This is a genomic window from Streptomyces sp. NPDC039609 (genome assembly GCF_055596705.1).
In genome coordinates, this window is sequence record NZ_JBVIUJ010000011.1 from 212,299 (window position 1) to 230,445 (window position 18,147).

An 18,147-nucleotide genomic window follows, 5' to 3' on the forward strand; every position below is an offset into this window, starting at 1 on the left:
GCCTCCGTCACGGTGTACGGGAAGACCTCACAGAGAGAGCGGGTACATGGGACGGCCGCGGACCCCTTTGCTCGACCGGGAGCGCATCACCACGACGGCGCTCGAACTCGTCGACGAGCAGGGCGACTTCAGCGTCCCGCAGATCGCGCGGCGGCTCGGCACCCAGACGGCTTCGGTGTACCACCATGTGGACGGCAGGGACGGGATCGTGGAGCTCCTGCGCGAGCGGGTCTGCGACGCCATCGACGGCGGCACGCTCGACCGGGACCCCTGGGACGCGGCCATGGCGGCCTGGGCGCGCTCCTACCGCGCCGCGTTCGCCGCGCACCCGCGGGCCATCCCGCTGCTCACCGCGTCACCGGTCCGCGCACCGAAGGTGCTCCTCCAGTACGAACGAGCCGTCGGCCTGCTCCTGGACGCGGGCTTCGCCCTGCCCGACGTCATGCCGGTCATCATCGCCCTGGAGAACCTGGTCCTGGGCTCGGCGCTCGACATGGCCGCCCCCGAGGCCATGTGGGAACTCGCCGACGAGACGGCCACCCCGAGACTCGCGGACGCACTGGCCGCGATCGGCGACGGCCGCGCGGACGCGGCCTTCGAGCTGGCGCTCGCGGGGTATCTGGCGCACTGCCGGAAGCTGCTGAACACCCCGTAGAGGCCTATCCTCTAGAAAGAGGGCCTTCCTGGCGGGACCAGATGCGCGCCCTCGAAGCGAGTCACTGCATGCCGTGATCCGGATCGGAGACGATCGGAGACAAGGATGCTGTTCCATCGGACCTGGGCGACCGCCCTGCTGACCGCCCTTGCCCTGCTGGGCCTGGGCGTGCCTCACTCGACGGCCTCACCGGGCCCGGGAGTTCTCGTCGTGAGCTACGAACCCGCCGAGACCCAGGCCGATCTGGCCGAGCAGCGGTTCCTCCAGGAGAACAAGGTCCTGGAGAGCGCGGCCACGCACGTGAACGCGCTGATCGGACTGCCCAGCGACGTCCCCCTGGTGGCGATGAGCTGCGGCGAGGCCAACGCCTTCTGGAGCCCCGACGCCCAGGCCATCGCCTTCTGTTACGAGCTCGCCGGGGCGTACCGGGCACTGTTCGAGGAGCTGAACACCGAGGGCACCGAAGCCCAGCGGGCTCGGGCCACCGACGACGATGTCATCGGCATCTCCAACAGCGTCGTCTTTCACGAGTTCGGGCACGCCCTCATCGACGTCTACGACCTGCCCGCCACCGGCCGGGAGGAGGACGCCGCCGACCAGCTCGCCACGCTCCTGCTCTCGGGCGACTCGGTCCACGAGGAGTACGCGGTGAGCGCCATCGAGGCGTGGGGCGCCCTCGCCGTCGCCGCGGAGCAGGGCGACATCGGCGGGCAGCTCGCCGGCGAGCACTCGCTGGATGCCCAGCGGTACTACAACGCCATCTGCTGGCTGTACGGCTCCGATCCGAACGCCTACCAGGGTGTCGTCGCGACCCAGGGCAACCCCGACGGGGTCCTGCCGGCGTCCCGTGCCGAGCGGTGCCCGGACGAGTTCACGCAGATCGACAAGGCATGGGGCACCCTGCTCCAGCCGTACCTGAAGACGTGACGCCGCTGCTCCCGGTGCGGTCACTGGACATCGCCATGTGCGTGACCTCCCTGGCCTCGCCGGTGCGGCGCCCGGCGTGTCACGCGCCGTAGAAAAGCTCCTCCACCACTGCTCGGGCCCGGCGGGTGATGCGGCGGTAGTCGTCCACCATCTCGCCGACATGGCCGGGGGTGTAGCCCAAGTACCGTCCGACCGCCGCCAGTTCGCGGCCGTCCGAGGGGAAGGTGTCCCCCGGGCGGCCGCGTACCAGCATCACCGCGTTGCGGACGCGGGTCGCCAGGACCCATGCCTCGTCGAGGATCTGGGCCTCCTCCGTGGGGAGGAGCTCCGCCGCGTGGGCGGCGGCCAGGGCCTCCCGGGTGCGGGTGGTGCGCAGGCCCGGTTCGGCCCAGCCGTGCCGCATCTGGAACAGCTGGACCGTCCACTCGACATCGCTCAGACCGCCCCGGCCGAGCTTGGCGTGGAGCGTCGGGTCCGCGCCGCGCGGCAGACGCTCGGTCTCCATCCGGGCCTTGAGACGCCGTATCTCGCGCACCGCGTCCTCGCCGAGCCCCTCGGCCGGGTAGCGCAGCGGGTCGATCAGGTCGATGAAGCGCCGGGCGAGGTCCGCGTCGCCCGCCATGGGAGCGGCGCGCAGCAGCGCCTGGCTCTCCCAGACCAGGGACCAGCGGCGGTAGTAGGCCTCGTACGACTTCAGCGTGCGGACCATCGGGCCGCTCTTGCCCTCCGGGCGCAGATCGGCGTCGATGAGCAACGGCGGGTCGGCCGTGGGGACCTGGAGGAGTCTGCGCATCTCGGTGACGACCTGGTTCGCGGCCCGGGCGGCCTCCTGCTCGTCGACGCCCTCGCGCGGCTCGTGGACGAACAGGACGTCGGCGTCGGAGCCGTAGCCGAGCTCGTTCCCGCCGAAGCGGCCCATGCCGATGACCGCGAACCGCGTCGGCAGCCTGTCGCCCCATTCCTCGCGTACGGCGGCCCGCAGCGCGCCCGCGATCGTCGCCGCGTTGAGGCCGGTGAGGGCCTGGCCGACCTGGTCGACCAGCGCGCCCGGATCGGCCTCGCGGGGGTTGTCCTCCGTCCCGTAGGAGCCGATGAGATCGGCCGCCGCGGTACGGAACAGCTCCCGGCGCCGTACGCCACGGGCCGCCGCGACCGCCTGCTCGGGGCCGCCGGCACGGCCGACCGCCGCGAGGATCTCCTGCTCCAGGTGGTCGCGCCCGCGCGGCTTCAGCCCCTCCGGGTCACCGAGGAGCGCGACCGCCTCCGGGGCGCGCAGCAGCAGGTCGGGGGCGAGACGCCCGGCGGAGAGCACCCGCGCGAGGTTCTCGGCCGCGGCGCCCTCGTCGCGCAGCAGCCGCAGGTACCAGGGGGTCTTGCCGAGCGCGTCGGAGACCTTGCGGAAGCCCAGGAGCCCGGCGTCGGGGTCGGCGGAGTCCGCGAACCAGCCGAGCAGGACCGGCAGCAGCGTCCGCTGGATCGCGGCCTTGCGGGTGACCCCGGAGGAGAGGGCCTCCAGATGACGCAGGGCGGCGACGGGATCGGCGTACCCCAGCGCTTCGAGGCGCTCACCGGCCGCCTTCGGGCTGAGCCGGGTCTCGCCGGGGGTGAGCTGGGCGACGGCGTCGAGCAGCGGTCGGTAGAAGAGCTTCTCGTGCAGCCGGCGGACGACCGAGGCGTGCCGCTTCCATTCCTTGTTGAGCTCGGCGACCGGGTCGGTGCGCAGGCCGAGCGAGCGGCCGAGGCGGCGCAGATCGCTGTCGCCCTCGGGAACGAGATGGGTGCGGCGCAGCCGGTACAGCTGGATGCGGTGCTCCATGGCGCGCAGGAAGCGGTACGCCTCGTCCAGCTGGGCAGCGTCCGCGCGGCCGACGTATCCGCCGGCGGCGAGCGCCGCGAGGGCGTGCAGGGTTCCACCGCTGTGCAACGTGGCGTCGCCGCGTCCGTGCACCAGCTGGAGGAGCTGGACGGCGAATTCGACGTCCCGGAGCCCGCCGGGGCCGAGCTTCAGCTCGCGCTCGACCTGGGCGGCCGGGATGTTGTCGACGACCCGTCGCCGCATCTTCTGCACGTCGGGGACGAAGTTCTCGCGCTCGGCGGCCTGCCAGACCAGCGGGGAGACGGCGTCGATGTACTCGGCGCCCAGCTCCGGATCGCCCGCCACCGCCCGCGCCTTGAGGAGGGCCTGGAACTCCCAGGTCTTCGCCCAGCGCTGGTAGTAGGCGAGATGGCTCGACAGGGTCCGCACCAGCGGGCCGTTGCGGCCCTCGGGGCGAAGGTTGGCGTCGACGGGCCAGATGGTGCCCTCGACGGTCGTCTCGGAGCAGATCCGCATGAGGTGGGAGGCGAGCCGGGTCGCGGCCTGCATCGCCTTGCCCTCGTCGGCACCCTCGACGGCCTCGCCGACGAAGATCACGTCCACGTCGGAAACGTAGTTCAGCTCGTGGCCGCCGCACTTGCCCATGGCGATGACGGCGAGCCGGCAGTGGGCCGCGTCGGCGGGGGCGGCGGTACGGGCGATGGCGAGGGCGGCGCGAAGCGTCGCGGTGGCGAGGTCGGCCAGCTCGGCGGCGGTCTGGGCGACGTCGGTGGTGCCGCAGACGTCCCGGGCGGCGATGGCCAGGAGACAGCGGCGGTAGGCGACCCGCAGGGTGATCGCGTCGACGGCCTCGGCGAGGCCCCGCTCGAACTCGGCGACCCCGGGGTGCAGATCGGCGGCCTCGTAGGTGACGAGGGCCTGCCAGTCCTTCGGGTGCCGGGCCAGGTGGTCGGCGAGCGCCTCGGAGGCGCCGAGCACACCGAGGAGCCGGTCCCGGAAGGGCTTGGCCGAGAGCAGCGTGGAGGTGAGCGTCTGGCGCTCCTCGTCGGGCTGCGCCTCCACGAGCCGGACCAGGCCGCGCAGGGCGAGATCGGGGTCGGCGGTCGCGCCGAGCGCGTCGAGGAGCACGGAGTCGTCGCGCAGCGCGGCGAGGTCGGGGACGTCCAGCAGACGTTCGGCGCCGGACGGATCGGTGAACCCGTGCCGCAGCAGCCGGGTGAAGGTACTGCCTCTGCGCCCCGGCACCGTCATTCCGCGACTCCCTCCACCCATCCGCCCGGCCGCTCTTCCGAGGGGCCTTGATCGAGCCTATCCGCAGCGGCCGACGCGGTCGCCCCGAGGGGCAGAACTATCGAAATGGGGCATAACACCCCACTCTGCACCTTCGTTTCGCAGAGGATCACACGTGATGTCACGCACATTGCTCACTATTCGCGGCCGATGAACCGTACTCCTTGAATGTCCCTCTTCCTGGCCGAAGTCCTGCCCCGGCCCTGTTCGTCCTTCGAAAGTGCATACCGTCGATGCGTGTCCGTCTCCGTCGCCCCTCCCTGACGCCCCGCGCCCGGCTCGTCTCCGCCCTCACGACGACCGCGCTCGTGGGCGGTTCTCTGGCGGGCCTGGTCCACCTCTCCTCCGGCACCGTCTCCGGAGCCTCGACGAGCCAGGAGCCGAAGGGGACCGATCGCCCACCGCGTCAGGCGGCGGCCCCTGCACGCGAGACGAAGCCGGTCCGGACGCCCGACGTCGCCGTGGCGCAGATCGTGGCCCACCCGGACGACGACCTGTACTTCATGAACCCGGACACCGCCCAGTCCATACGCTCGGGCGCGGCCCTGACCTCCATATACATGACCTCCGGCGAGTCGGACGGGGTCAACGCCCGCCCCCGCGCCCCCCACCGCCCCGCGCCCGACAAGGCCGCGTTCGCCGAGGCCCGGCAGAACGGCATACGCGCCGCGTACGCGGAGATGGCCACCGGCAACCGCACCAGCCCATGGGACCGCGTCGTCATCCCCACGGCCGGCGGGGCCCGGGCGGAGCTGGACGTCCTGCGCGCCGAGCCGCAGATAAGCCTGGTCTGGCTCCAGATGCGCGAGGCCGGCTCCATCAGCGGCAACCGCCCGCACAGCCTGAACGGTCTATGGAACGGCCGGGTCGAGTCGCTCGAGTCGCAGCGCGCCGCCGGCACCCCCGTCGACACCGACTTCTCGTACACGAGGGAGCAGGTGATCGACACCCTCGCCGGACTCCTCGCACGATTCCGGCCCACCTTCGTCAGGATGCAGGACCCGACACCGGGCCGGAACGCCAAGACCGGGACGTACACCGACCACCAGGACCACCTGTACGGCGCCCGGTTCGCCCAGGCCGCCCTCGCGCGGTACGCGAACACCACCGGCCGTCCCCACTTCGGTGTCCAGAACTACCTCGGGTACCCCACCGGCACGCTGCCGCACACCCTCGACCCCGCGTCGGCCGGCGCCAAGCTGAGCACTCTGAAGACGTACGCCTGGATCGACGAGGTCAACGACTGCGCCGACCCGGCCGGCTGCGGCGACCTCAAGGTGGCCGGCCGCCCCGGCGGGTGGGGCTGGACCGAGACCATCCGCTACGCCCGCGGGACCTCCACCTCCTGGGTGCAGCGCGACACGGACGGTGGCCTGCACGCGTTCTCGGTGCTCGACGGGCGCCTCGCGGTGTGGAAGAAGCCCGCGGGCGGGGCCGGCGACTGGCAGGGGCCGGTCCTGCTCCCGGGCGACGGCCTGGACAGCGGAGTGACCTCCGTACGACTCCCGGACGGCCGGATCGCGGTGTTCGGCACCCGTACGACGCTCGGCTCGGCACAGGCGTACGGCCGTGAGGTGGTGACGACCGAGCAGTCCGCGCCCGGCGGCGCGTTCGGACCGTGGCGGTCGCTCGGCACGCCGGAGAAGAACGACGCCCGCGGCACGTCCGACATCAGCGCCCCGGCCGTGGCCGTGGACGGCACCGGCCGGGCGACGGTGCTGCTGCGCGACAGCCGGCACCGGCTGACCGCGCGCGAGCAGGGCCCGGACGGCGGGTGGGGCCCCTGGCGCACGCTGGGCGGCGACGGCCTGCACGGCGACCCGGTGGCCACGACGGACGCGGCGGGCCGGATCCACGCATTCGCCGGCACGACGAAGACCGTCCTCACCTGGTCGCAGCAGCGACCCGGCGTGCCGCTCTCGGGACCGCTGCGGACCGGGCTGCCGGCGACGACGCTGGCCCTGAGCGCGAGCCCCGTCCCCGACGGGCAGGGCGTACGGCTCTGGTTCCGCAAGCCCGCATCCGGCGACCTGCGCACGGCCGAACTCTCCGGCGGTGCCCTCGCCTCTCCGGTGACCGAGCTGGCCGGCGGCGTCGCCGGCTTCGGCCCGGTGGGCGGCGGCCAGAGCCTGCTGGCGGTCCGCTCCCGTACGGGTGTCCTGGCGACGGCCCCGGCGGCGAGCGCGGGCACCCGGCCGCTCTGGACGCTGGAGAAGTTCCTGTTCTCCGGCGCTCCCGGCGGGGTCGTGGACGGAGTGGCGGCGATGGGCCTGGACGGGAAACTGCACTGGACGCCCGCCGTGCGATGAGTCCCGGGCCGGTGCACGGTCTTCCCTGTAGGAACGCCGACCGCACCGCACTGGAGGAGATCATGGACCCGGAGACCACTCTGGACCCCCGCTTCAGCGACCCGAAGGCCCACGCCGCCGAGTGGTCCGAGGCCGCCGCGCGGCTCGCCGAGGCCGAGGTCTTCTGGCTCACCACCGTCCGCCCGGACGGCCGCCCGCACGTCACTCCGCTGATCGCGGTGTGGTCGGAGGGCGCGCTGCACTTCTGCACGGGTCCCGAGGAGCGCAAGGCGCGCAACCTCGAGGAGAACCAGGAGGTGGTCCTCACCACCGGGACCGCCTCGCTCGCCGAGGGCTTCGATCTGGTGGTCGAAGGTACGGCCGTTCGGGTGACCGACGAGACCCGACTGCAGGCGCTGACCAGGGCGTACGTCGAGAAGTACGGCGACGATTGGCGATTCGAGGTGCGCGACGGCGCGTTCGTGGGCGACGGTGGGACGGCCCTGGTGTTCGCCGTGGCGCCGCGGACGGCGTTCGGCTTCACCAAGGGCGACCCCTACGGCCAGACCCGCTGGCGTTTCTGAGGAGACCCCATGAACGTGACGCTCGAAGTCGTCCTGGTGCCCGTGACCGACCTCGACCGTGCCAAGGAGTTCTACGGCGAGAAGTGCGGCTTCAGGATCGACCTCGACACCGAGGTCGCGCCGGGGATCCGCGTCATCCAGGCGACGCCGCCCGGCTCGCGCTGTTCGATCGCGATGGAGAGCGGCATGCCTCCGATGCCCGGTACGAAGGCGATGGTCCCGGGCACCCTGCACGGCCTTCAGCTCTGCGTCACCGACATCGAGGCGGCCCGCAAGGAACTCGTCGACCGCGGCGTGGACGTCACCCCGATCCGGCACGTGGGTGAGACGGGCTGGGAGGACGGCAAGGGCGAGACGTGGAACTCGTTCATGTCGTTCCAGGACCCGGACGGCAACGGCTGGGTGATCCAGGAGGCCCCGGCGGAGCTGTCGGAACGCTGAGGGGGACGGGGCGGGGGGGGCGGCGGCACGGCCTGGCCCGTCGGTGCCGGAGGGCCTCCGCGTGGTCGGTCCACCGTCCGTGGTCGGTCCGACGTCCGTAGTCGGGACCAACGTCCGCGGTCGGGCCGCACGGTCCGACTCAGACCACCCTTTGCGCCACGGTTCCTCCTCCGACCCCCGTTCCTCCTCAGACCACCGGCAGCGTGAAGTCCACCCGGTAGTACCGCACCCGCTCGTCCTCCCCCGCGTACCGCATCCCGGCGGCCTCCATCACGCGCTGCGAGGCGACGTTCGCGAGATCGGCGTCGCCCTTCGCGCCGGCGACGCCCTGTTCCCTGGCCAGTTCGAGCAGGGCCCGCAGCGCCTCGGTGGCGTACCCGAGGCCCCGTACGTCCGGGATCAGCCCGTACCCGACGGTCACGAACCGCTCGTCGTCCGGCGGCCCGTGGAACCCGATCCCGCCCACGGCGGCCCCGTCCGTCCGCCGCCGTATCTCGTACGCCCCGAACACGCCCGGATCCCCCTGCGCGGCACACACGCCGAGGAATCCGCGTGCTCCGGCCACGTCCCCGTCGGCCGGGTACCCCGGCGCCCAACGGTCCTCCTCGGCGGGCGCCCGCGCGACGATCCGCTCGGCCTCGGCAACGGTGAGCGGGTGCAGCAGCAGACGCCCGGTGACGAACGAGGTGATCTTCATCGGGGCAGTTTCCGCCGTCCCCGACGGAGCGTCAACGGCGTGTATCAGGACACCGCGTGGGTGGGCTCACTGCCCTCGGGACCGGGCGAAGCGGACCATGTTGCCGGAGGGGTCGCGGAAGGCGCAGTCGCGGACGCCGTACGGCTGGTCGACCGGCTCCTGCAGGACCTCGCCGCCCGCGGCGCGGATGTGCTCGAAGGTGGCGTCGACGTCGTCGGTCCGGAAGATGACACCGCGCAGCAGACCCTTCGCGAGCAGCTCCGCCATGGCCTCCCGGTCGGCGGACGAGGCGTTGGGGTCGGCGAGCGGCGGTTCGAGGACGATGTCCACATCGGGCTGCGAGGGTGCGCCGAGCGTCACCCAGCGCATCCCTTCGAACCCGACGTCGTTGCGCACCTCCAGGCCGAGGGCGTCCCGGTAGAAGGTGAGCGCCTTGTCGTGGTCGTCGACGGCGATGAAGCACTGAGAGAGGTTGATGTCCATGCGTTCACGCTACGAGCGGCGGTCGGCTTTCGCTTCTCCGTTCCTGACCGGTCGCGTGTGGATCTTGGCGATGCAGGCGGGGATGGCGGCGCCGTCTCCGTGGTCACGGGCCCGGTAGGCGCTGGGACTCTCGCCGACGAGCTCGGTGAACCGCGAGCTGAACGACCCCAGCGACGTACAGCCGACCTCGAAACAGACCTCCGTCACCGACAGGTCCCCGCGCCGCAGCAGCGCCTTGGCCCGCTCGATCCGGCGCGTCATCAGGTAGCTGTAGGGCGTCTCGCCGAAGGCGGCGCGAAAGCTCCGGGAGAAATGCCCCGCCGACATGAGGGCGACCCGCGCCAACACCGGCACGTCCAACGGCTCCGCGTACTCCCGGTCCATCAGGTCACGGGCCCGGCGCAGCCGAACGAGGTCTTCCAAGCTGGTCACATGCCCACCATCCCACAGCCCCGGGATCCGGTGCTCGTACTCGTCCCAAGCCATCCGTCGACTGCTGCCCGGGAACGCGGCGCGCTCGGAATCCACCCCTGAGTCGTTTCCGGAAGGTGCCCCCGCTGACCTCTGCTCACAGCACCGGCAGGTTCTTCCGCAGTTCGAAGGCCGTCACCTCGGAGCGGTACTCCTCCCACTCCTGCTTCTTGTTGCGCAGGAAGTGAGGCCCGGCTCCAAGCGGGCTCGGCGGGATTCCGGCCTGGATGCGGCGAAGGGTCCCTAGTCGACGCGACGGGCCCTGTGGCGAACTTCCCGGAGGCTGACCTTCGAGGGGAGGCCGTCCAGGCCTGCCGAGTCCCGGGCGCGTGCGAGCGTTTCCCGGCTGAGTCGCCCCAGGGTCTGCTCCGGGTCCGCGTGAGGTTCCAGCCACAGCCGCACTCGTGCGACCGGAGCGGTACGCCGGCCCGCCAGCCGGACATGAGCCCGCGAGACTCCGTCCAGGGCCTGCGCTTCCTCCTCGATCACTTCCTCAAGCGCACGGCCGTCGAGTCGGGCAGTCGCGCCGTCTTCGCTGTCGACGAGGACCCGGTCCAGCTGGCCTTTGCGCAGGAGCGCAACAAGCCACCACAGCAGCAACGCCAACAGCACGGCGAGCACTGCGATGACGGTCGGCCACCACCAGCCCTCCTCCCGCCACTGGGTGCGTCCCTCGATGCCCAGCACTACATCGGCCGGACCGCGGAAGGGCCACCAGTCCGGCACGTCGAAATCCCAGTGGCGCTGCAGATCCAGACCGCCCAGCAGAACGCTGCCGCCCAGGGCGAACAGTCCAAGGCCGAGCAGCCCCAGCATCACCCGGTTCACCGTCTTGAGCATCGGGATCGACCTCAGCCTTTCCTCGGGCGCCGGACACGCACGGACAGCGTGGGTGGCCGGGCGAGCCCCAAGGCCGCCACGGCTTCGCCCAGCGCGGCATCGAGGTCCGCTCGAACCTCGTCGAGTTCACGGAAATGCACCTGCGCCTGGGCTTTGACCTTCCGGCGCCCGACGTCGACCCGAGCCGACTCGACACCGGACACCCGCATGGCCCGGTCACGCAGGATCAGTGCGGCTGCGCGGCGGTCGAGCCCCGCGCGGACCTCCCCCGTTCCTCGGGTACCGGTGGGCTGCCGCATGGGCAGCAGCTTGCGCAGCCCCGGCGTCACCGCCAGCAGGAGGAGCCACAGCCCGAGGGCCATTGCCACCGCGGCTCCGACGATCATCCAGATGTCGTCCAAGGGTCGCGTGGCCAACTCATCGGCGAGCCGCCGCCGCCAGCTCATCCCGGGCTGGCCGGCCCGCACCGAGACCACGTCGTACAGGAGCAGTCCAGTGGCTCCGACGAGCAGCAGGGCCACGATGACCGCGGGGATCCGCCGCGCGGACCAGAATCGGCGGGGCGACTTGCCCGATTCTCGGACTGCCGCTGAAGCGCCGGGGTCCCGGGGGTCCCCCCGGGGCGAAGCTGCCTCCCCAGGATCGGGAGGGTCGCTGTCGCCGGTCGGCCGGCGCCACGGGTTCGCACTCATGTCACCCTCTCCTGGTCCGGACGCCGCGAATGCACCGAGTGCAGCCTCTCGACCGACACCACGAGGTCGGAGACATCCAGGCCGGCCCACGCCCTCAGCCGTTCGGTGACCTGTCGGCGCACCGCAGCGCACTGAGCCCCGATGTCCGAGGGATAGCCCAGCTCCACAGCGATACGCGCCCGGACCTCGCCAAGCATCGGTCGACTCCCGACAGGATCGACTTCCCGCCCCGCCCCATTCCGCTCCGACGCCCGCCGCACGGACGCCGTGACGCGTGGCTTCCGGCGGTCGGGAGGTACGTGACCGGCCGACTCGGTGAACCGCCTCAGCGCCTCGCGCGCCACCTGGGCAGCAATCTTCGCCGCAACCCGGTCGTCGACCGTGGTCGCGCCCCGCTCCCCGCGGGGGACGGCCGGGCGCCGAGCGGCTTCCCTGGTCACTGCCGCCAGTCTCTCCGGGCCCGCCGCTGGTCATCGCGAATCCGCTGCTGGTCGTCACGGCGGCGGACGAAGTAACCCGGTTCGAGATCACCTTCCGACAACCGCCCGACCACGAGTCCGACGGCACCCAGCGCCAGCACCAGCAAGAATGCCCAGAAGCCACCGAAGTACGCTGCGAAACCCAGCGCCATTCCGGCGATCAAGCCCACCACGGCTCTGCTCATCACGCGCTCCTTCACTCAGTGGCCGAACCCGTCCGGCTACTGGATCCGCTGCCGCTCCTCCTCTTCGTCCTCTTCGTCGGGCAGCTTCACATCACTGACCAGGATGTTGACTTCCACGACTTCCCGCCCTGCCAACCGCTCCACCGCGGCGATGACGTTCTCCCGTACCTCACCGGCCACGTCCGTGATCGAGACGCCGTAGTCGACAACGATCTCCAGATCGATCGCCGCCTGTACCTCTCCCACCTCGACACCGACCCCGCGGGTGACGGACTTGCCGCTGCCGGCGCCGGGCACCCGCTCCCGCATCGCGCCCATCGAGCGCGAGAATCCACTGCCAAGAGCATGAACGCCGCGCACGTCCCGTGCCGCTATGCCGGCGATCTTCTCGACCACCACATCGGCGATGGTCGTCCGGCCACGAGAGCCGGGCGCAACGCCGTGCCTTACGTCGGACTTCTCAGTCATCAGGTCATTCCTCCCTGGGCGGGCATACCTGACAATATTGGCTTTATCCTCATTTTATAGCGCGGGCCGGATCGGCCACCGGGCGCGGTTCGTCGGCGACACCGGCTTCGCGCTGGCCGACCCCCTATACGCGGAGGAACGACCGCGCGCCGGGGCGGTCGGACGGGCGCCACGAGCGTCCCGGCTCAGCTGCAGGAACAACCCTGGGAGAGGGTGGACCAGTGGAAACCGAGGCGTGGGCGCAGGCAGTACGCGACCAGCTCCATCTGGGTCGACTGCTGCCGCTCGGAGGGCCCGAAGACGGGACATGGATCACCGAGCAAGCGGCCGTCCTTGCCCTCTGGCCCACGGCCGCCGAGACTGCCGGCGTCACGCTGAGGAGCATGCGCATTGGACCGGCACCGCACGAACCCGTATCCGAACCGGCCGTCCGCCCGCCGGCCAGCGCGCTACCGCCTGGACCGCTCAGGATCGAGGCCGCCCTCACCGCATCCGCGAAGCGGCCGGTGCACCAGGCCGCCGAACAGTTGAGGACCACTCTGCTCGACGTGGCCGCTGAACGGCTCGGCCTGACCATCGTGGCAGTGGATCTGCGCGTCACGGGTCTCCACGAAGGCCCGGAGATGCCCCCGTCGAAAGCTCCACCCACGCGAAGCTCCGCCCCCTCGACCGAAACAAAGCCCTTGCGGGGGCCCATCGGGGAGCTGGCCGGCGTCGCGTCGGCCGTGCCAGGCGTCGCTCGCCTCACCGCCCCGCTGGGAGGCCGCCCGGTCAAGGTGGAGCGACAGGACGATCCACCCGGTCGACATATCCAGGTCCAGCTCGCGGTCGCGCCCGGCCACCATCCTCTGGAAGTCGCCCGCGCCGTCCGGGCAGCCGTAACCGCCGCACCGACCGGTGACACCCCGGGCCCGGCAACCGCTGCCATCCTCGTCACAGAAGCCGCCGCCTAGCGGCGCGCCGGCGACTCAGCTCCACCTCACGTACCTGCCTGGGCAACGGCTCCGGCCCCTGGTGTTCGAGGATGTCGAGGCGGACGGCCCGGAGACGGCCCAGGCCCGGTGAAACGGCTCAGGGCCGACGGTTCGCCACCGTCGGCCCTGATCGTCGTTTCGGGGATCCACCCCTTATGACCGGCGCCTACAGCACCGGCAGGTTCTTCCGGAGCTCGAAGGCCGTCACCTCGGAGCGGTACTCCTCCCACTCCTGCTTCTTGTTGCGCAGGAAGAAGTCGAAGACGTGCTCGCCCAGCGTCTCGGCGACCAGTTCGCTCTTCTCCATCAGGGCGATCGCCTCACCCAGGTTCTGCGGCAGCGGCTCGATGCCCATCGCGCGGCGTTCCGCGTCCGAGAGGGCCCAGACGTCGTCGTCCGCGCCGGCCGGGAGTTCGTAGCCCTCCTCGATGCCCTTGAGGCCCGCCGCGAGCAGGACCGCGTAGGTCAGGTAGGGGTTGGCGCCCGAGTCGATCGAGCGGACCTCGACGCGCGACGAACCCGTCTTGCCGGGCTTGTACATCGGGACGCGGATCAGGGCCGAGCGGTTGTTGTGGCCCCAGCAGATGTACGAGGGGGCCTCGCCGCCCGCGCCCGCGCTGCGGGCCGAGCCGCCCCAGATGCGCTTGTAGGAGTTGACCCACTGGTTGGTGACGGCCGAGATCTCGGCGGCGTGCTTGAGCAGGCCGGCGATGAAGGAGCGGCCCACCTTGGAGAGCTGGTACTCCGCGCCCGACTCGTAGAACGCGTTGCGGTCGCCCTCGAAGAGGGAGAGGTGGGTGTGCATGCCCGAGCCCGGGTACTCCGAGAACGGCTTCGGCATGAACGTGGCCTGCACGCCCTGCTCCAGCGCGACCTGCTTCATGACCAGGCGGAAGGTCATGATGTTGTCGGCCGTGGACAGCGCGTCGGCGTACCGCAGGTCGATCTCCTGCTGGCCCGGGGCGCCCTCGTGGTGGGAGAACTCCACCGAGATGCCCATCGACTCCAGCATGGTGATGGCCTGGCGGCGGAAGTCCATGCCCACGTTCTGCGGGGTGTGGTCGAAGTAGCCCGAGTTGTCGGCGGGGGTCGGCTTCGTGCCGTCGAGCGGCTTGTCCTTCAGCAGGAAGAACTCGATCTCGGGGTGCGTGTAGAAGGTGAAGCCCAGGTCCGAGGTCTTGGCCAGGATGCGCTTGAGGACGAAGCGCGGGTCCGCGAAGGACGGGGAGCCGTCCGGCATGAGGATGTCGCAGAACATCCGGGCGGTGCCCGGGGCCTCCGCGCGCCACGGCAGGATCTGGAAGGTGCTCGGATCCGGCTTGGCGATCATGTCCGACTCGTATACACGGGCGAAGCCCTCGATGGCGGAGCCGTCGAAGCCGATGCCCTCGTCGAACGCCTGCTCAAGCTCGGCGGGCGCCACGGCCACCGACTTCAGGAAGCCGAGGACGTCGGTGAACCACAGCCGCACGAACCGGATGTCGCGCTCCTCGAGCGTCCGGAGCACGAATTCCTGCTGCTTGTCCATTTCCACACCCATCTTTGCTGGTCAGGCCGCCTGTTCCCACCGCCTCGGGCACATCGGAGGGCACCTGAGCATCCCACCACATGGTTTCGCGCACGTTGCACACCCATAGTGCCTGCTCGGGTGTGACTCAGGTAACGGGGGACCGCCCGATTCCGTGCGTCTGTTCCCCCTACGTTCCCCCCGCCTGTCCCCTCCAGGCGCTCCGGCCACTACGATCTCCGCCCATGGGGGGCACTCCACTCGTACGCCTGTCCCGGCGCGCGCGTCCCATGGCACTGGTGAGTGCCGTGGCGACGCTCCTCGCCGCGCTCTTCGTCTGTCTGGGTGCCGGCGACGCCGTGACCCACGACGAGCCCGCGCAGGCGCACCATCAGCGGACCACGGGTGCCGACGAATACGTCTGCCCGTACGACCGCGGCGACTGCTCCCTGTTCCCCTCGCTCAGCCCGGCGGTGCTCACCGCGCCGCCGCTCGACCCCCCGCACCATGCGGAGGGCCGGTTCCCGCTCCTCGGACCGTCGTACGACGCCGGCCGGGCGCCGCGCTCCGACGCGCAGCCCCGCGCACCGGACCTGCACGTCCTTCAAGTACTGCGGACATAGCCGACGGGCCCCATCCGCTCAGCCCCACGGCTCACGCCCCCCGCCACCCCACATCCGAGAAGGACGACATCACCATGGCCGCCAACCGCTCCTCCAACGCCGACCGTCGCGCCCGAATAGAGGAGATGCGCCGCGCCGAGCAGGCCCGCGAGCGCCGCAACCGCTTCATCACCATCGGAGTCTCCACCGTGGTCGTCCTGAGCCTCGTCGGCTTCGGCGGCTATGTGCTCAACGAGCAGTCCGAGAAGAAGGAGCAGCAGGAGGCAGCCGCCAAGGCCCCCATCAAGGACGAGAAGTCCTGGGACGCCAAGAAGCTCGGCCGCAGCCACGTGACCACCCCGGTCACCTACGAGATGAAGCCGCCGGTCGGCGGTGACCACGACCAGGTCTGGCAGAACTGCGACGGCGACGTCTACAAGACGAAGATCGCCGACATGAACGCCGTGCACTCGCTGGAGCACGGCGCGGTCTGGGTCACGTACAGCAAGAAGGCCGCGGAGGCCGATGTGAAGAAGCTGGCCGAGAAGGTCGGGAAGACCCCGTACTCGCTGATGAGCCCGGTCGACGACCAGGCCGGTGCGATCACGCTGAGCGCCTGGGGCAAGCAGGTGTCCGTGGACAGCGCGAGCGACCCCCGGGTCGACGCCTTCTTCACCAAGTACGTGCAGGGCCCGCAGACCCCGGAGCCGGGCGCGGCCTGCACCGGCGGTGTCGGGGCCACCCAGTGAAGCTGACCCGTACGCACGGGGCGTCGATCGCCGCCGTCGTCCTCGCGCTGCTCTTCGCCGGCGGTGCCGTCACGGTCGCCTCCGCGGAGCGCGAGGAGGCGCCGGCGACCCCTGTGTCGGCTTCGGCGGACGCGGGCTTCGCCCGTGACATGTCGGTCCACCACCAGCAGGCCGTCGAGATGTCGTTCATCGTCCGGGACCGCACCCAGGACGAGGAGGTGCGCCGGCTGGCGTACGACATCGCCAACACCCAGGCCAACCAGCGCGGCATGATGCTGGGCTGGCTGGACATGTGGGGTCTGCCGAAGGTCGAGTCGGGCACCGAGCCGATGGCCTGGATGGGCATGGAAGGGCACGGCGACAGCGGTCCCCTCGACGGGGCTCTGATGCCGGGCATGGCGACGAAGACCGAGCTGGAACAGCTGCGGAAGGCCAGTGGCAAGGAGGCCGAGATCCTCTACCTCCAGCTGATGACCGACCACCACAAGGGCGGCGTCCACATGGCCCAGGGCTGCGTGGACAAGTGCTCCGTGGAGATCGAGCGGAACCTCGCGCAGGGCATGGTCGACGCCCAGGAGTCCGAGATCGCGCTCATGGCGGATCTGCTGAAGGCGCGGGGCGCGAAGCCGCGCGCCTGAGCATGACCGCGATCGGCCCCCGTGACCCCAGCGGTCGCGGGGGCCGCTTCGTACGCGGACAATGGTTGACGCTCGGGGACGTACGTACGACGACGTTCTGACGGAGGTACGCACCCCATGACCACGGCGAAGGACATCATGCACTCCGGGGCCCAGTGGATCCCCCGGCACGAAACGCTCGACCGCGCGGCACAGCTGATGCGCGACCTCAATGTGGGCGCGCTGCCCATCGCCGACGAGAACGAACGGCTGTGCGGCATCATCACGGACCGCGACATCGTCGTCGGCTGTGTGGCCATGGGCCACGACCCGGCGAAGGTCACCTGCGGAGAGATGGCCCACGGCACCCCGCGCTGGATCGAGGCGGGTTCGGACGTGGGCGAGGTACTCCACGAGATGACGGGTCACCAGATCAAGCGGCTCCCGGTCATCGAGAACAAGCGCCTGGTGGGCATGATCAGCGAGGCGGATCTGGCGCAGCATCTGGACGACGAGCAGATCAAGGAGTTCTGCGCGAGCGTCTACGCGTCCCGCTGACCGGGACCGTGGCGCAGCACCGCCCGTGCCACCGCGTCGGGGCGGTCCAGCATCATCAGGTGGCCCGACGGCTCGACCGCCTCGTAGTGGGCGTCGAGCCGGCGGGCCAGCGCACGTTGCCGGCGCGCCCAGCGGGCGGAGCCGTCCGGGGCCGCGAGGACGGTAACGGGGAGGCCGGGCGGGAGCGGGTGTCGTTCGCGCAGGGCGAGGAGTTCGGCGGCGACCGCGCGGTAGTGGGTGTTCTCCAGGAGCGTGCCCCGCATGACGCGTGAGGTGGCGTAGCAGCGGCGTACGAGCTCGGCGGGCGCCGGGTCCCCGCCGGTGGCGCGGGAGAGCCGTACGGTGGCGCGGCGGACGGCCGGGCCGAGGGCGGCGGGCGCTCCGGCGGCCGAGAGCAGCGTGCCCAGGCCGCGGGCGGCGGCGGTACGCAGGGCCGGCGCGGCGGGTGTACGAGCGTGTTCCTCGACGGAGGAGTCGACGAGGAGGATCCCGGCGGCACGGTCCGGGTGGAGCCGGGCGAAGGCCTCGGCGTGGAACCCGGCGATGGAGTGCCCGACGACGGAGACCGGCTCCGGGTGGCCGAGGGCGTCCAGGAGGCCGGCGATGCGGTGGGCCTCGCCGGTGGCGCTCGGTGGGACGGCGGCCGGGGCGGAGAGTCCGTGGCCTGGGCGGTCGAAGCGGACGACCGTGCGGTGCGGGGTCAGCAGCGGGACGACCGGGTCCCAGTCGAACCAGCTCATGCCGAGGCCGGCGCTGAGCACGCAGACGGGTCCGGCGCCCTCGACGACGACGTGGTGGGCCACGCCCCCGACCCGTACGAACAT

21 protein-coding genes and 1 pseudogene are annotated in these 18,147 nt (G+C 71.3%); 10 read left to right on the forward strand and 12 right to left on the reverse strand.

Annotated features, from left to right (window positions below):
- The first annotated feature begins 46 nt into the window (after positions 1-46).
- Both ACZ561_RS30105 and ACZ561_RS30110 read left to right on the forward strand, forming a co-directional pair.
- Positions 47-655: a TetR/AcrR family transcriptional regulator gene (locus ACZ561_RS30105; RefSeq protein WP_471000846.1), complete on the forward strand. Its 609-nt coding sequence runs from the start codon at positions 47-49 to the stop codon at positions 653-655.
- A 105-nt stretch (positions 656-760) separates the two neighbouring features.
- Positions 761-1,582: a DUF4344 domain-containing metallopeptidase gene (locus ACZ561_RS30110; protein ID WP_471000848.1), complete on the forward strand. Its 822-nt coding sequence runs from the start codon at positions 761-763 to the stop codon at positions 1,580-1,582.
- Positions 1,583-1,661: 79 nt separating this feature from the next.
- Here the strand turns inward: ACZ561_RS30110 and ACZ561_RS30115 are convergent, their stop codons facing one another.
- A complete protein-coding gene (locus ACZ561_RS30115; RefSeq protein WP_471000851.1) occupies positions 1,662-4,649 on the reverse strand; it encodes a bifunctional [glutamine synthetase] adenylyltransferase/[glutamine synthetase]-adenylyl-L-tyrosine phosphorylase in 2,988 nt (995 codons plus the stop codon).
- A gap of 272 nt (positions 4,650-4,921) precedes the next feature.
- Between ACZ561_RS30115 and ACZ561_RS30120 the strand changes: the two genes are divergently transcribed.
- The 3 genes from ACZ561_RS30120 (at position 4,922) to ACZ561_RS30130 (ending at position 8,001) form a co-directional block, all read left to right on the forward strand.
- Entirely contained in the window at positions 4,922-6,997 is a 2,076-nt protein-coding gene (locus tag ACZ561_RS30120) for a PIG-L family deacetylase (protein WP_471000854.1), read from the forward strand.
- A 62-nt stretch (positions 6,998-7,059) separates the two neighbouring features.
- Complete coding sequence (locus tag ACZ561_RS30125; RefSeq protein WP_471000857.1) at positions 7,060-7,560, forward strand: pyridoxamine 5'-phosphate oxidase family protein; 501 nt, start codon at positions 7,060-7,062, stop codon at positions 7,558-7,560.
- 9 nt (positions 7,561-7,569) lie between these two features.
- The gene (locus ACZ561_RS30130) at positions 7,570-8,001 is read left to right on the forward strand and encodes a VOC family protein (RefSeq protein ID WP_471000860.1); all 432 of its coding nucleotides are present in this window, start codon (positions 7,570-7,572) and stop codon (positions 7,999-8,001) included.
- 187 nt (positions 8,002-8,188) lie between these two features.
- Here the strand turns inward: ACZ561_RS30130 and ACZ561_RS30135 are convergent, their stop codons facing one another.
- From ACZ561_RS30135 to ACZ561_RS30175, 9 genes and pseudogenes are all read right to left on the reverse strand, one after another.
- Positions 8,189-8,698 carry a GNAT family N-acetyltransferase gene (locus tag ACZ561_RS30135; protein WP_471000862.1) on the reverse strand — a complete coding sequence of 170 codons (510 nt, stop codon included), beginning with the start codon at positions 8,696-8,698 and terminating at the stop codon, positions 8,189-8,191.
- A gap of 66 nt (positions 8,699-8,764) precedes the next feature.
- On the reverse strand, positions 8,765-9,181 hold the full coding sequence (locus tag ACZ561_RS30140; RefSeq protein ID WP_471000864.1) for a VOC family protein: 417 nt from the start codon (positions 9,179-9,181) through the stop codon (positions 8,765-8,767).
- 9 nt (positions 9,182-9,190) lie between these two features.
- Positions 9,191-9,613 (reverse strand): helix-turn-helix domain-containing protein, encoded by a 423-nt coding sequence (locus ACZ561_RS30145; protein ID WP_471000866.1) that lies wholly within the window; start codon positions 9,611-9,613, stop codon positions 9,191-9,193.
- Between the two features lie 136 nt (positions 9,614-9,749).
- A pseudogene (locus ACZ561_RS30150) lies at positions 9,750-9,836 on the reverse strand (glutamine synthetase); the annotation flags it as partial.
- A gap of 59 nt (positions 9,837-9,895) precedes the next feature.
- Entirely contained in the window at positions 9,896-10,492 is a 597-nt protein-coding gene (amaP, locus tag ACZ561_RS30155) for an alkaline shock response membrane anchor protein AmaP (RefSeq protein WP_471000869.1), read from the reverse strand.
- 11 nt (positions 10,493-10,503) lie between these two features.
- The gene (locus ACZ561_RS30160; protein ID WP_471000872.1) at positions 10,504-11,184 is read right to left on the reverse strand and encodes a DUF6286 domain-containing protein; all 681 of its coding nucleotides are present in this window, start codon (positions 11,182-11,184) and stop codon (positions 10,504-10,506) included.
- A complete protein-coding gene (locus ACZ561_RS30165) occupies positions 11,181-11,624 on the reverse strand; it encodes an Asp23/Gls24 family envelope stress response protein (protein WP_471000875.1) in 444 nt (147 codons plus the stop codon). Before ACZ561_RS30165 ends, ACZ561_RS30160 begins: the two co-directional genes overlap by 4 nt.
- A complete protein-coding gene (locus ACZ561_RS30170; RefSeq protein WP_471000878.1) occupies positions 11,621-11,848 on the reverse strand; it encodes a hypothetical protein in 228 nt (75 codons plus the stop codon). The genes ACZ561_RS30165 and ACZ561_RS30170 overlap by 4 nt, the downstream gene beginning before the upstream one ends.
- A 36-nt stretch (positions 11,849-11,884) precedes the next feature.
- On the reverse strand, positions 11,885-12,316 hold the full coding sequence (locus ACZ561_RS30175; RefSeq protein WP_471000881.1) for an Asp23/Gls24 family envelope stress response protein: 432 nt from the start codon (positions 12,314-12,316) through the stop codon (positions 11,885-11,887).
- Positions 12,317-12,537: 221 nt separating this feature from the next.
- On the opposite strand from ACZ561_RS30175, the gene ACZ561_RS30180 reads away from it, so the two are divergent.
- Positions 12,538-13,269, forward strand: a complete 732-nt coding sequence (locus tag ACZ561_RS30180; protein ID WP_471000884.1) for a hypothetical protein — start codon at positions 12,538-12,540, stop codon at positions 13,267-13,269.
- Positions 13,270-13,456: 187 nt separating this feature from the next.
- Here the strand turns inward: ACZ561_RS30180 and ACZ561_RS30185 are convergent, their stop codons facing one another.
- Positions 13,457-14,818 (reverse strand): glutamine synthetase family protein, encoded by a 1,362-nt coding sequence (locus ACZ561_RS30185; RefSeq protein WP_352188302.1) that lies wholly within the window; start codon positions 14,816-14,818, stop codon positions 13,457-13,459.
- Between the two features lie 224 nt (positions 14,819-15,042).
- Here ACZ561_RS30185 and ACZ561_RS30190 point away from each other — a divergent pair, with 224 nt between their 5' ends.
- The 4 genes from ACZ561_RS30190 to ACZ561_RS30205 all read left to right on the forward strand — a co-directional run bounded on the left by ACZ561_RS30190 (position 15,043) and on the right by ACZ561_RS30205 (position 17,323).
- Entirely contained in the window at positions 15,043-15,420 is a 378-nt protein-coding gene (locus tag ACZ561_RS30190) for a hypothetical protein (protein ID WP_471000887.1), read from the forward strand.
- 74 nt (positions 15,421-15,494) lie between these two features.
- The gene (locus ACZ561_RS30195) at positions 15,495-16,148 is read left to right on the forward strand and encodes a DUF3105 domain-containing protein (protein WP_471000890.1); all 654 of its coding nucleotides are present in this window, start codon (positions 15,495-15,497) and stop codon (positions 16,146-16,148) included.
- Positions 16,149-16,150: 2 nt separating this feature from the next.
- Positions 16,151-16,786 carry a DUF305 domain-containing protein gene (locus ACZ561_RS30200; protein ID WP_471001012.1) on the forward strand — a complete coding sequence of 212 codons (636 nt, stop codon included), beginning with the start codon at positions 16,151-16,153 and terminating at the stop codon, positions 16,784-16,786.
- A 117-nt stretch (positions 16,787-16,903) separates the two neighbouring features.
- Entirely contained in the window at positions 16,904-17,323 is a 420-nt protein-coding gene (locus tag ACZ561_RS30205) for a CBS domain-containing protein (RefSeq protein WP_471000892.1), read from the forward strand.
- Here the strand turns inward: ACZ561_RS30205 and ACZ561_RS30210 are convergent.
- On the reverse strand, positions 17,308-18,147 hold the full coding sequence (locus ACZ561_RS30210) for an alpha/beta hydrolase (RefSeq protein ID WP_471001015.1): 840 nt from the start codon (positions 18,145-18,147) through the stop codon (positions 17,308-17,310). The two genes, ACZ561_RS30205 and ACZ561_RS30210, sit on opposite strands and share 16 nt — an antisense overlap.

Bases quoted from the DNA above. Each gene is read 5' to 3' on its own strand.
- ACZ561_RS30175 (WP_471000881.1), bottom strand. From the start codon at position 12,316: ATGACTGAGAAGTCCGACGTAAGGCACGGCGTTGCGCCCGGCTCTCGT.
- ACZ561_RS30115 (WP_471000851.1), bottom strand. From the start codon at position 4,649: ATGACGGTGCCGGGGCGCAGAGGCAGTACCTTCACCCGGCTGCTGCGG.
- ACZ561_RS30135 (WP_471000862.1), bottom strand. From the start codon at position 8,698: ATGAAGATCACCTCGTTCGTCACCGGGCGTCTGCTGCTGCACCCGCTC.
- ACZ561_RS30125 (WP_471000857.1), top strand. From the start codon at position 7,060: ATGGACCCGGAGACCACTCTGGACCCCCGCTTCAGCGACCCGAAGGCC.
- ACZ561_RS30210 (WP_471001015.1), bottom strand. From the start codon at position 18,147: ATGTTCGTACGGGTCGGGGGCGTGGCCCACCACGTCGTCGTCGAGGGC.
- ACZ561_RS30105 (WP_471000846.1), top strand. From the start codon at position 47: ATGGGACGGCCGCGGACCCCTTTGCTCGACCGGGAGCGCATCACCACG.
- ACZ561_RS30120 (WP_471000854.1), top strand. From the start codon at position 4,922: ATGCGTGTCCGTCTCCGTCGCCCCTCCCTGACGCCCCGCGCCCGGCTC.
- amaP (WP_471000869.1), bottom strand. From the start codon at position 10,492: ATGCTCAAGACGGTGAACCGGGTGATGCTGGGGCTGCTCGGCCTTGGA.
- ACZ561_RS30140 (WP_471000864.1), bottom strand. From the start codon at position 9,181: ATGGACATCAACCTCTCTCAGTGCTTCATCGCCGTCGACGACCACGAC.
- ACZ561_RS30185 (WP_352188302.1), bottom strand. From the start codon at position 14,818: ATGGACAAGCAGCAGGAATTCGTGCTCCGGACGCTCGAGGAGCGCGAC.
- ACZ561_RS30190 (WP_471000887.1), top strand. From the start codon at position 15,043: ATGGGGGGCACTCCACTCGTACGCCTGTCCCGGCGCGCGCGTCCCATG.
- ACZ561_RS30160 (WP_471000872.1), bottom strand. From the start codon at position 11,184: ATGAGTGCGAACCCGTGGCGCCGGCCGACCGGCGACAGCGACCCTCCC.
- ACZ561_RS30130 (WP_471000860.1), top strand. From the start codon at position 7,570: ATGAACGTGACGCTCGAAGTCGTCCTGGTGCCCGTGACCGACCTCGAC.
- ACZ561_RS30170 (WP_471000878.1), bottom strand. From the start codon at position 11,848: ATGAGCAGAGCCGTGGTGGGCTTGATCGCCGGAATGGCGCTGGGTTTC.
- ACZ561_RS30205 (WP_471000892.1), top strand. From the start codon at position 16,904: ATGACCACGGCGAAGGACATCATGCACTCCGGGGCCCAGTGGATCCCC.
- ACZ561_RS30110 (WP_471000848.1), top strand. From the start codon at position 761: ATGCTGTTCCATCGGACCTGGGCGACCGCCCTGCTGACCGCCCTTGCC.
- ACZ561_RS30195 (WP_471000890.1), top strand. From the start codon at position 15,495: ATGGCCGCCAACCGCTCCTCCAACGCCGACCGTCGCGCCCGAATAGAG.